The organism is Nonomuraea zeae (assembly GCF_005889725.1).
Lineage (GTDB): Bacteria > Actinomycetota > Actinomycetes > Streptosporangiales > Streptosporangiaceae > Nonomuraea > Nonomuraea zeae.
On sequence record NZ_VCKX01000347.1, the window covers coordinates 1 to 11,697 of the forward strand.

At 70.9% G+C, this 11,697-nt stretch carries 11 protein-coding genes; 5 read left to right on the forward strand and 6 right to left on the reverse strand.

What is annotated here, in order from left to right:
* Nucleotides 1–555 (forward strand): multicopper oxidase domain-containing protein (locus tag ETD85_RS53740; protein ID WP_170247344.1); only part of this gene is annotated, 555 nt, incomplete at its 5' end.
* A gap of 97 nt (nucleotides 556–652) precedes the next feature.
* Here ETD85_RS53740 and ETD85_RS53745 read toward each other — a convergent pair.
* The 4 genes from ETD85_RS53745 to ETD85_RS53760 are packed head-to-tail and all read right to left on the reverse strand — an operon-like array spanning nucleotide 653 to nucleotide 4,838.
* Nucleotides 653–1,666, reverse strand: a complete 1,014-nt coding sequence (locus tag ETD85_RS53745) for an alpha/beta fold hydrolase (protein WP_138697594.1) — start codon at nucleotides 1,664–1,666, stop codon at nucleotides 653–655.
* 4 nt (nucleotides 1,667–1,670) lie between these two features.
* Nucleotides 1,671–2,930, reverse strand: coding sequence for a formamidase (fmdA, locus tag ETD85_RS53750; RefSeq protein ID WP_138697595.1), 1,260 nt, complete (start codon nucleotides 2,928–2,930; stop codon nucleotides 1,671–1,673).
* A 54-nt stretch (nucleotides 2,931–2,984) separates the two neighbouring features.
* Nucleotides 2,985–3,266, reverse strand: a complete 282-nt coding sequence (locus ETD85_RS53755; RefSeq protein ID WP_138697596.1) for an FmdB family zinc ribbon protein — start codon at nucleotides 3,264–3,266, stop codon at nucleotides 2,985–2,987.
* Nucleotides 3,267–3,317: 51 nt separating this feature from the next.
* Nucleotides 3,318–4,838 carry an MFS transporter gene (locus ETD85_RS53760; RefSeq protein ID WP_138697597.1) on the reverse strand — a complete coding sequence of 507 codons (1,521 nt, stop codon included), beginning with the start codon at nucleotides 4,836–4,838 and terminating at the stop codon, nucleotides 3,318–3,320.
* A gap of 114 nt (nucleotides 4,839–4,952) precedes the next feature.
* Here ETD85_RS53760 and ETD85_RS53765 point away from each other — a divergent pair, with 114 nt between their 5' ends.
* From ETD85_RS53765 to ETD85_RS53780, 4 genes are all read left to right on the forward strand, one after another.
* Nucleotides 4,953–5,678 (forward strand): TetR/AcrR family transcriptional regulator, encoded by a 726-nt coding sequence (locus tag ETD85_RS53765; RefSeq protein WP_138697598.1) that lies wholly within the window; start codon nucleotides 4,953–4,955, stop codon nucleotides 5,676–5,678.
* A gap of 129 nt (nucleotides 5,679–5,807) precedes the next feature.
* Nucleotides 5,808–7,313 carry an APC family permease gene (locus ETD85_RS53770; protein WP_240780021.1) on the forward strand — a complete coding sequence of 502 codons (1,506 nt, stop codon included), beginning with the start codon at nucleotides 5,808–5,810 and terminating at the stop codon, nucleotides 7,311–7,313.
* A gap of 23 nt (nucleotides 7,314–7,336) precedes the next feature.
* On the forward strand, nucleotides 7,337–7,975 hold the full coding sequence (locus ETD85_RS53775) for a GOLPH3/VPS74 family protein (RefSeq protein ID WP_138697600.1): 639 nt from the start codon (nucleotides 7,337–7,339) through the stop codon (nucleotides 7,973–7,975).
* A 66-nt stretch (nucleotides 7,976–8,041) separates the two neighbouring features.
* Entirely contained in the window at nucleotides 8,042–9,301 is a 1,260-nt protein-coding gene (locus tag ETD85_RS53780; RefSeq protein WP_170247345.1) for a lamin tail domain-containing protein, read from the forward strand.
* Nucleotides 9,302–9,325: 24 nt separating this feature from the next.
* On the opposite strand, the gene ETD85_RS53785 is transcribed toward ETD85_RS53780, so the two are convergent.
* Together ETD85_RS53785 and ETD85_RS53790 are read right to left on the reverse strand one after the other, a co-directional pair.
* Entirely contained in the window at nucleotides 9,326–9,670 is a 345-nt protein-coding gene (locus ETD85_RS53785) for a hypothetical protein (RefSeq protein ID WP_138697601.1), read from the reverse strand.
* A gap of 17 nt (nucleotides 9,671–9,687) precedes the next feature.
* On the reverse strand, nucleotides 9,688–11,448 hold the full coding sequence (locus ETD85_RS53790) for a hypothetical protein (RefSeq protein ID WP_138697602.1): 1,761 nt from the start codon (nucleotides 11,446–11,448) through the stop codon (nucleotides 9,688–9,690).
* Nucleotides 11,449–11,697 lie beyond the last annotated feature (249 nt).

An 11,697-nucleotide genomic window follows, 5' to 3' on the forward strand; every position in this document is an offset into this window, starting at 1 on the left:
GTGGTGCGGACCTCGGGCACCGCCCTCCCGCCGCCGTCGGACGCCGAGGTGCCCGAGCTCAACCGGCGGTTGCTGAAATATCAGGACCTGTACGCCCGGAGCGTCGACCAGCTCCCCCGCCCGGGCAGAACCGTCACCGTGACGCTCGGCATGAACGACTCGGGCAACGAGTGGACGCTCAACGGCAAGCTGGCCAGCGACCCCATGCGCGTACGCGTGGAGCGCGGCGAGACGATCAGGGTGATCCTCGACAACAAGTCGCCCATGTGGCACCCCATGCACCTGCACGGCCACACCTTCCAGCTCCGGGTGTCGGACCGGGGCGGGCCGCGCAAGGACACCGTGAACATCAAGCCCCGCGAGCGGCTCAGCGTGGACGTGCTGGCCGACAACCCCGGCGAGTGGATGTTCCACTGCCACAACCTCTACCACCAGGAGCAGGGCATGATGGGCACGCTCGGCTACGGCCCGGCCCCGCGCGGCGGCGGGCACACCGGCCACACCGCCCACACCGGCCGCGGCAAGCGGTCCGGCAAGCGTCCGGCGCGCCGCTGAGCCGCGCGCCCCGAGCCTGCGGCAGGCACCCTCTCGGACCCGGGGGTCCTCGGGTCCGAGAGGGCGGCTCTCACTGCGCGAGCAGCTCGCGCGTCTCTCACTGCGCGAGCAGCTCGCGCAGTGCGGTGTCGATGAAGCGGGTGTCCTCGGCGTTCGCGCCGAACCCGGCGAAGTGCCCCCACACCCCGGGGATGACGCGCAGCTCGGCGTTGGGCATGTGCCGCACCGCCCACGCCTCGTCCTCCGGCGGGAAGTAGAGATCCTTCTCCGCGGGCAGCACCAGGGCCCGCGCCTTGATGGAGCCGAGCGCCGCCGCCGTGTCGCCGCCGAACCCGGGGCTGGCGCCGACGTCGGCGTTCTGCCAGGTCCACAGCATGGTCAGCAGGTTGTTGGCGTCCCGGCCGTCAAGGAAGAAGCCCTCCCAGAAGCCGACCAGGAAGTCCTCCAGCGAGCTGTAGCCGAGGCGCTCGTACAGGCGCTCCCAGTAGAACGCCTGCGAGAATCCCCAGCCCGCGTAGACCCGGGCGGCGGCACGCAGGCCCTTGGCGGGCTGGCGCTCGTACCAGCCGCCGGCGAAGGCGTCGTCGGCGGTCAGCGCCGCCTTGACGCCCTCCAGGAAGACCTTGTTGTGCACGCTGGTGCGGGAGGAGCCGCAGAACGGGGCGATCCTGGCCACCATGTCGGGATGGCTGACCGCCCACTGGTAGGTCTGCCCGGCGCCCATGGACCAGCCGGTGACCAGCGCCAGCCGGTCGATGCCGAACTTCTCGGTGACCAGGCGGTGCTGGGCGGCGACGTTGTCGTACACCGTCACCCGCGGGAACCTGGCGCGGTCGTAGGGCGGCGGGGTGTTGCTGGGCGAACTCGACAGGCCGTTGCCGAGCATGTTCGGGACGATGATGAAATAGCGCTCAGGATCGAGCGCCATGCCCGCCCCGATCAGCCACTCGTTGTTCCAGTGCCAGCCCGAATACCAGGTGGGGTAGACGATCGCGTTGCCGCGGTCGGGCGCGAGCGAGCCGTAGGTCTGGTAGGCCAGCCGCGCGCCGCGCAGCGTGGCGCCGCTCCGCAGCGGGAAGTCGCCCAGCTCGAAGGTGTCGTATTCGAGCATGACGTCAGCCGCTCACGGCGCAGGAGCCCCGGTCCGCGCGGCGCGGGCCGTCGGCCCCCGGGCGGATGTCGAAGTCGAAGATGGCCGTGGGCAGGTAGAGCGTGCAGCAGGCGTTCGGGATGTCCACGACGCCGCTGACGCGCCCCTCCACCGGGGCGGCGCTGATGAGCAGGTACGCCTGCTCCCCGCTGTAGCCGAACTTCTTCAGGTACTCGATCGCGTTCAGGCAGGCGTTGCGGTAGGCGATCGTGGCGTCGTTGTAGAAGTTCGTGTCGGTGCCGTGGTCCACCGAGATGCCGATGAAGGACAGGAACTCGGTGTAGCGCGGCTCGACGTTGCCCGGCATGAAGATCGGGTTGGTGGTGACGCCGTACTTCTCCATGCCGCCCTTGATGAGATCGACGTGGAAGTCCACGAACCCGCCCATCTCGATCGCGCCGCAGAAGCTGATCTCGCCGTCGCCCTGGCTGAAGTGCAGGTCGCCGCCGGACAGCATCGCTCCTGGCACGTGGACGGGGTAGAAGACGCGGGCGCCGCGGGTGAAGTTCTTGATGTCGTGGTTGCCGCCGTTCTCCCTGGCGGGGACCGTACGCGCGCCCTCCCTGCCGATCCGGTCCAGCTCGGGGCCCTTCAGCGTGCCCGCCAGCACGCCCTGCGGCAGCGGCGGCAGCGCGAGCGGCGGCACCCGGCCGGGGTCGGTGTCGATGAGGGCCTGCTCCCTGGCGTTCCAGCGGGCCAGCAGCTCGGCCGACGGCGCGGTGCCGAACAGGCCGGGATGGGTGATGCCGGTGAAGCGCACGCCGGGGATGTGCCGGGACGTGGCCTGCTGGCCGTGGAAGTCCCAGACCGCCTTGTACGCCTGCGGGAAGTGGTCGGTCAGGAACCCGCCGCCGTTCTCCCTGGCGAAGATGCCCGTGTACCCCCAGCCCTCGCCTGGGGCGGCGCCCATGGATGAGCCCGTGGACTGGGGTACGGGGCCGAGGTCGAGGATGTCGAGGACGAGCAGGTCGCCCGGCTCGGCCCCCTCCACCGCGATGGGACCGCTGAGCATGTGGCAGACCGACAGGTCGACGTCGCGCACGTCGTCCGCCGAGTCGTTGTCGCCGATCTGGCCGTCGGTCCACTCGCGGCATTCGACGCGGAACTCCGAGCCCGGCCGCACGTTCGCCGCGGCGGGGATGTCGGGATGCCAGCGGTTGTGCCCGGGGACCAGCTGGGCGGCCATGGACAGGGTCTGGTCGACGCTGAAGACGACTTCCGGCATGGGGTCCTCCTTTGCCGAATTTCCGACCGGTTCGCGGCCGGCCGCCCCCGGCGGTCAGGGGCGGGGCAGACCGGCCCGGCGCGGGTCGGGTGCGGGGCCCGGCGGGCGCCGGGCGGGCGGCACCTCGCGTACCACCTGCGGCTCGTGTGCGGCGGCCTCCTGCGCGCCGAGCGCGCGAGCCATGGCGGCCGGCGTGCGCCCCAGGAGCGGCGGGGTGAACAGGCGCGGGGCCGGCTCGCCGCAGCCGGCGCAGGGCTCCGCGGGCTCGGCGGTCCCGATCGGCCTGCGTACCTCGAAGGGACCGCAGTCCGCGCATCGATAGGCGTAGGTAGCCAAGATCCCGTCACCTCGATCGCGCGCGAGGGTCGTGTACTTGGAATCTAGTTCTCACGCAATATCCGTCAATACCGCCGCCTCCTGAGTCTCCGGGTCGGGCTTGCGGTCGCGCAGGAGCGCGAAGGCCAGCGCGGCGGCGACGAGCACCCCGGCCGCCCCTGCCAGGCAGGCCAGCGACGTCCCCGCGGCGAACGCCTCCCGTGCGGCCGCGATCAGCCCTGTGTCCCCGGTACGCGCGGCCACGCCCAGCGCGTCACCGATCGAGCGGCGGGCCGCCTCGGGCGCGCCGTCCGGCATCGCCCCCGTGTAGGCGCCGGCCAGGACGCTGCCCAGGATGGCCACGCCCAGGGCCGCGCCGGCCTGCTGCACGGTGTCGTTGAGCGCGGAGCCGACTCCGGCGTGCTCGTGCGGCACGGCTCCCATCAGGGCGGCCGTGGCCCCCGGCTGCGCCAGCCCGCCGCCGACGCCGAAGACGATCAGCGCGGTGGCCACCATCCCGTAGCCGTCCCCCGGCGACAGCGTCGCCAGCAGGCCGAAGCCCGCGGCCAGCACCACCAGCCCGGACACCGTGAGCGCCCGGTTGCCGATCTTCTGGGCCACGGTGGCGACCACCGCGTTGACCGCGATCACGGCCAGCGCCATCGGCGCGAGCGCCAGGCCGGCCTGCGTGGGCGAGTAGCCGAGCACGAACTGCAGGAACTGCGTCATCGCCAGTAGCAGGCCGCCGTTGCCGACCTGCACCAGCACGAGCGAGAAGCTGCCGCCGCTGAAGTTGCGGTCGCGGAAGAGCCCCAGCGGGACCATCGGGTGGGCGGTGCGCAGCTCCCATGCCACGAACCCGGCCAGCCCGAGCACGGCCACGGCGAGCGCGACCAGCGTCGACGGGTGCGAGAGCCCGTGCTGCGGCAGGGCGATGATCACCCAGACCAGGGACGACAGACCGGCCATGGACAGGATCGCGCCGAGCGGGTCGGGCTTGCGCCAGGGCCCCTTGGACTCCGGCATCCACACGACGGCCGCGGCGACCGCCAGGACCACCACCGGGACGTTGATCAGGAACACCGAGCCCCACCAGAACTCCGCGATGAGCGCGCCGCCCACCACCGGGCCGCCGACCAGGCCCACCATCAGGACCGAGCTCCAGATGGTCATGGCCTTGCGGCGCTCGGCGTCGTCGAAGACGGTGATGAGGATCGACAGCGTGCTCGGCATGACCAGCGCGCCGCCGACGCCCATCAGGACGCGGCCCGCGATGAGCTGCTCGGGGCTCCCGGCGTACGCGGCCAGCAAGGAGGCCGCGCCGAAGAGCACCAGCCCGATGATCATCACCCGGCGGCGGCCGTACCGGTCGGAGAGGCTGCCCGCGGTGAGCAGCAGCCCGGCGAAGACCAGGATGTAGCCGTCAATGATCCACTGAATGTCCTGGGCCGTGGCGTGCAGGTCGTTGGTGAGCGGCGGGATCGCCACCATGAGCACGCCGTTGTCCACCACCAGCACCAGCGTGCTGAGGCACAGCACGATCAGGATGAGCCAGCGCCGCGGATGGCGCTCCCCCTGCTTGATCTCCGACATGGAATCCTCCGTTGCGTACGACGTTCCCTCGATGCGCACACTGTACGCAGCGGGATGAGTGTGCGCAACTGCGTACACCGTGCGCTACGATGAGGGTCGCGAGAGGAGACATTCATGCCAGCAGACGAGCAGCCGATCCCCTCGGTGTGGGCCCGCCCCCGCCGCGAGCGGGAGCAGCCGGCGCTGAGCAGGGAGCACATCGTGGCCGAGGCCGTGCGCGTGCTCGACGAGGAGGGCGTCGACGCCCTGAGCATGCGCAAGCTGGGCAACAGGCTCGGCGCCGGGGCCACCTCGCTCTACCGGCACGTGGCCAACAAGGACGAGCTGTTCGAGCTGGCCGTGGACGAGGTCTACGGCGAGCTGCCGCTGCCCGAGCCCGGCGCCGCCGCGGACTGGCGGGAGACCGTCGCGCACGTCGCCCGCGGCGTCCGCGCGATGATCCTGCGCCATCCGTGGATAGCCGCCAAGCTCGGCGAGATCGGCCTGGCCTACCTCGGGCCCAACGTGCTGCGCCAGACGGAGCACATGCTCGCCGTCTACGAGAGCGCCGGCTTCCCGCTCGACGAGGCCGACCAGGCGCTGACCACGGTGCTCGCGTTCGTGCTCGGGGTTTCCACCAGCGAGGCCGCGTGGCTGTCCATGATCGCCCGCAGCGGCCAGAGCGAGCAGCAGTGGGTGGAGCGCCTGTGGCCGGCCGCCGAGCGGGCCGTGCGGGACTATCCCCGGCTCCGCGCGCGCTTCGAGGCGCAGCGCGACGGCGACCCGACCAAGGAGAACGACGCCTCCTTCGAGTACGGCCTCCAGCGCGTCCTCGACGGCCTGCAGTCCCGGCTCGGCTGACTCCAGGTTTGACGCAGCCCTTCACTTGTGGCGCATCACCGCCACCGGTCTTGCGACGCGGGGCCCCGCTACGGAAGGATCACCGGAATCGCCCCCCGCACCTTGCATGACGACATGGAGAGGTTTGTCGTGCGCACACAAGAGAATATTGAGCAGTTCGGTTACCGGCAGGAGTTACGTCGCGGGGTCGGGCTGACCGACCTCGTCTTCTACGGCCTGGTGTTCATGGTGCCGATCGCGCCTTTCGTGATTTTCGGCCTGGTCTTTTCCACCTCTGCGGGCATGCCGGTCCTGGCCTATCTCGTCGGGATGATCGCGCTGCTGTTCACCGCCGCGTCGTACGCCCAGATGGTCAAGGCGTTCCCCCTCTCGGGCTCGGTCTACAACTACGCCGGCCGTGGCATCTCCGCGCCGGTCGGGTTCCTGACCGGATGGATGATCCTGCTCGACTACATCCTCGTGCCGTCCCTGCTCTACCTGGCAGCGGCCATCGCCATGAACAAGAGCGTCCCGCAGGTGCCCGTCTGGGTCTGGCTGCTCATCTTCGTGCTGGTCAACACGGTGATCAACCTGCGCGGCATCCGGATGACGGTCAAGCTCACCCGGGTGATGATCCTCCTCCAGCTCGTCGTGCTCGCGCTCTTCCTCGCGATCGGCGTGTGGGCCCTCCTCCAGGGCAAGGGCCGCGGATTCAGCCTCTCGCCGCTGTTCAACCTGGAGACGTTCTCCTGGCCGGTCGTCTTCGCCGCGGTGTCCGTGGCGATCCTGTCGTTCCTCGGCTTCGACGGGATCAGCATGCTGGTCGAGGAGTCCACCGGCGGTTCGGCCCAGGTCGGGCGGGCCATGCGCCTGGCCTTGATCCTGGCGGGCGTGCTGTTCATCGCCCAGGTTTGGGTGGCCGCCCTGCTGGTGCCCGACCCCGCCGGGGTGATCGCGGGGAACACCGAGACCGCGTTCTACGACGCGGCCGCCGTCGCGGGCGGCGAGTGGCTCGGGCACCTCACCTCGGTCGCCACCGCGCTCTCCTGGGGCCTGGCCAACACGCTGGTCGCGCAGGTCGCCGTGTCGCGCCTGCTGTACGCCATGGCGCGCGACAGGCAGCTCCCCTCCTTCCTCGCCAAGGTGTCCGTGCGGCACTCGGTGCCGGGCAACGCCATCCTGCTCATCTCCACGCTCTCCGTGGGGCTCGGGATCTGGATGTCCACCCGGGGGGACGGCGTGGACCTGCTCACCAGCCTGATCAACATGGGCGCGATGGTCGCCTTCATCGTCCTGCACGTGTCGGTCATCGTGCACTACTCGCTGCGCAACGACTCGGGCAAGTGGTGGTCGCACCTCATCGCGCCGCTGATCGGGATAGGGATCCTCGTCTTCGTGGTGATCAACGCCAACGTGCTGGCGCAGATCACGGGGCTGGTCTGGCTCCTCGTCGGCGTCCTGGTGCTGGCCTTCCTGTACGCGATCGGCCGCCGCCCGGCCGTGTCCGGCCTGCCCGCGAACCTGAAGAACACGGACCTGAAGAACACGGACCTGAAGCACACCGGCCGGACGCAATCCGGCCCGGGCCAGGCCGATTCGAAGCACGTCGATCCGAAGCACGTCGACCCGAAGCACGCCGACGCGCCGCGCCGGTGACGAGCGAAGGACATCTGCCCGCCATGAACCGGCTGCCGCTGCACCAGGACCTGTATCTCATCGCCCACGACCAGGCGGGCAAGCCCCTGATCCATCAGTCGTCGATGGCGCTCGGGCTGGCCGGGGCGGTGCTGCTCGACCTCGTGCTCAGCGGTTATGTCGCCGTCGCCAGGGGCCAGGGCGCCGTCCTGCGCCGCCCGCCCACCGGCGACGAGATCGGCGACGGCCTGCTCTCCGACCTCGCCCGCGGCCATCCGGGCAAGGAGGTCAAGTCGCTGATCAAGAAGGCGGCGGACGGCCTCCACGAACGCACCCGGGCGGCGCTGGTCGCCTCCGGCGTGCTCGTCCGGGTGAGCAAGCGCCGGCTGGGCATGCTGCCGTACACGCGGTATCAGCTCGCCGACATCGCCTCGGTCGTCCGGGCCTCCTCGGGGGTGCGCTCGGCGGTCGAGGGCTGGAAGCCGCCGGATGCCCGCTGCGCCGCGCTGTGCGGGCTGGTGGCGGTGCTCCGGCTGGAGGAGGAGCTCTACCTCGACGTCCCGGCCGCCCGGCTCATCACCCGCCTGCGCGAGATCGCCACGGCCGGCGCGCCCGTCGTGGACGAGCTCGTCGGGGTCGTGGACACGCTGGTCGCGGAGGCGGCCGTCGCCGTGTACCGCTGACCCCCGCTCCATGGACGCTGTCTGACATGCGAGTTACGCTCCGCTCGCTACTAGATGGGGGGCATCATGAGTTACACACTGTTACGTGGCAGCTTCGCGATCCGCTACCCGGATCTCCCACGGCAGGGGCCCGAGCCCGACGGGGACACCGTCAAGTTCAAGCCGGACGCTCCGGCGCTGATCGAGGCGCTGCCGCGGCGCTCCGGCCGGCCGCCGAACATCACCGGCCGCGGCATCTCGGTCCGGCTGGAGGCCGTTGACGCGCTGGAGACCCACTTCGAGGAGACGCACCAGGAGCTCGCCGGGGCGAACGCGGCCCGCGACGAGCTGCTGCGCCTGCTCGGATTCACCAACGTCCGGTATTTCGCCGACCTGCCGAACAAGGTCGAGTCCGCGGACCAGGACTCCGTTCGCGGGCACGTGCTCACCAACGGCATCGACGCGAACGGCCGGCTGATCGCGTTCGTCTACCCGGGTGATCATCCGGGGGCCGACGGGACCGAGGTGTTCCTCGACGCGCCGCTCGCCGACGCGTCCGTGAACGGCCGGTTGCTGGCCGGGGGGCTGGTGTATCCGGCGTTCTACGCGACGCTGCCCGCGGAGCTGCGTACGCATCTGGCCGGGGTTTCGCAGGCGGCCAGGGAGAAGGCGCTGCCGGCCGGCATCTGGCCGCGCTCGACCGCCGACCCCGACGGCACGGCCGTCATCGCCGATCTGGCCGCCGCCGAGGCGCTGGTCATGTGGCCGAAGTTGTTCCGGCGGATCGTGCCGTACCTCGCGGCGGGGTTCACCGACTTCGACGGCTTCGACGCCTGGCTGCGGGCCGACCCCGTGCACCGGGACGACGAGCTGTTCCTGATCCGCCAGCTGGAGCGGGGCAACCTGCACGACGTGGTCAGGGGGGCCGGGCAACAGCTCCAGCTCACCATGTGGCCCGAGGAGTTCATCATCAGCCCGGACCCGGCGGGGCCGGGCTCGCCGGTCAAGCCGCCGCCCGTCGCGGCCGGGGACCTGGTGATCGTGGCGGCGCTGCCCGATCCGGAGGGGTCCGACCGCGGCACGGAGACGGTCACGCTGCTGAACCTCACGCCGCACGCGATCGACCTCACGAGCTGGACGCTGTCGGACGCCGCCGGCGGCCGTAAAGCCCTGAGCGGCGCCGTCCAGGCGGGTGCGACGCTGCGGGTCGTGCTGGACGGGCGGCTGCAGCTCGGGAACGCGGGCGACACCATCGTCCTGGTGGATCCCCAGGGGATGTCGATCGACCGGGTCACGTACAAGGCCGACCAGGTCAAGCCGGGCCGGACGATCTGCTTCGGCCGCTGACCACGACCGCCGGTCCGGGCGGCGTCAGGGGAGCAGGTCGCGGATCTGGGAGACCACCTCCACGATGACCGACACCTCGGCCGCCCGGACCGACAGCCGCTTCAGCGCGTCCATGATGCGTGACCTGTCCGGCTCGGCCTCCGCCAGCTCCTGCCGGACGTCGGCCGCGTCCCTGTGCGCCCGCTGCGGCTCGGCCAGCTCCGCCTCGTGCTCGCCGAGCAGGCGCTCCAGCCGGTCGAGGAGGCGGCCGAGCTCCCCCGTGTCGCCCGCGCCGCCCACGTTGTACACGGTCGCGCGGGCGTGCTCGCCCATCGCGATGGGCCCGCTGACGTCGCCGCCGCTGATGTGCACGCCGTACTCCGTACCCATGGGAGCCTCCCTGCTCGTCACGTGCCTGGTCTCGCGTTGTTGTGCACGGTCGCCGACGCGTGCTGCCCGAAGGCGATCGGCCCGCTCACCGAGCCGCCCGCGCTCACGGTGACCGTGTTCATGGTCACGCCGGCCGCCTGCAGCCGGTACGCGCCCGTCTCCACCTCGCGCTCCTCCAGGAAGTCGAGCACCGCCTCGGTGAGCCGCTGCTCGATCATCCGCACGTACTTGGAGACGTCGAGCACCTGGATGTGGGTCTGCAGGCTCTCGCTCGCGCCGAGCTCGCGGACGCTGAAGCGGGAGCCGTACGGATAGACGATGTGCTTGCGCGGGTCGGGGGCCATCATGGTCTGCCGCAGGGCCTGCACCCCCGTCCTGACGACCCGCGCGGGTGCGGCGAGCACGTCGCGCAGCAACCGCAGCCGCAGCACCTTGACCGCCTCCCACGCGATCTGCCCGCCGGTCATCGTGGGCAGGCGGTCCACCACGTGGTACGGCCCGAACGCGGGCGGCAGCACCGTGACCACGAACTGGGTGTAGAGCATCCGCCCCTCGACGGCCAGGTAGATGAACGCCGACGTCAGCGCCTCCTGGTCCTCGGCCGGAGCGACCAGGTTGCCGCGCAGGTCGCGGATCTCCTGCCCGGCGTTGTTGATCGTCACGCGCTGGTAGTAGCGGACCCCGCCCTGCGGATGGCGGGCGATGGCCGCGATCTCCTCCGGGGTGGCCAGGAACCGGGGCAGGCCGTCCTTGTCGATGAACGGGTGCGCCACGGGCGCGCGCTCCCGCTGCCAGTCGTTGACCGTGAAGGTCCCGCGCGTCACCACGTGGTCGCCGATGTCGAGCCGCTGGATGCCCTCGTTGGGGCGCAGCACGCGATCGCGCATGTCCACGAGCCGGCCCCGGACGAACGCGTGCAGCTCCACCGGGTCGATGTCCACCGGCTCGTCCTGCCGCCTGGCGCCCAGCGCGTCGCGGACGCGGTCGAGCTCGACGGCGATGGACCAGCTCCGCTCGATGCTCCCGGCGCCCATGAAGGCGTCCTCGTTCGCGTACATCGTGACGTTGCCCCACTGGGCCCGGCGGATGTAGTCGAGGCGCCGGCCGGTCCCGGGGTGGGCGACCCTGGTGATCGGCTCGGGCGTGCCGGGCCGGAGCGTGCCGGCGAGCGTCATGTAGATCGCGATCCGGTACACGACGGCGATGGCCAGCGTGCCGGCCGGGACGAGCAGGGCCTGCACCAGGCCGCCGGCGAGGCTGCTCGACACCGCGCCGGCGGCGTAGAGGTCCTCGTACGAGGACGGCCTGGCCAGCAGGGCGCTCACCAGGCCTGCGGCCTCGCTGAAGAACACCAGGAAGATCAGCCAGAAGACGGCGTAGGCCGCCCACAGCCAGATCAGCAGCCGTAAGAACGCCGGGCCGCGCCGGACCCGGTCGGCGGTGAGCAGGACGAAGGGGACGAGGGTGAACGCCCACGCGATCATGCTCAGCGGGGCCATCAGGAAGCCGATGATCCAGAACGCGGTGATCAGCCCGTCGCGGACCACCAGCATCGTCCTTGAGCGTCGGCAGTGGTGGATCACCGGCATGAGGTCGAACCCGCCGTACGAGGGAGGGACCGCCCGGTACCGGTCGAAGAGCAGCTCGCCCAGCACCTTGTCGCGGAAGCCGCTGTCCAGGTAGGCGGCGGCGCAGAGGTAGCGCGTCACGTTGCTCATCTGCGGGGCGTTCGCCGAGGTATCGCGCAGGGAGTCCGTACCGGAGCTATTGAGAACCATGGCCCTCTTCCGTCGTTTTCGCGTGCGGGGCGAGCTTATGCGGCGCGAACGGGTCAGAGGTACGTTGTTAGCAAATAGTCTCTGTCGAAGCGGGGAAGGCGCGAGACCATAAGAAGGTCAGCCGAACAAAGCCTTTGTCCTATTTCTTATGATATTTCGGGAGGGCGCATTGGTGCATGAATCGGGCTCCAGTCGCCTCTGCGGGCGCTGCGGATCCCACGTCGGCAACCTCACCCAGTGCCCTCGCTG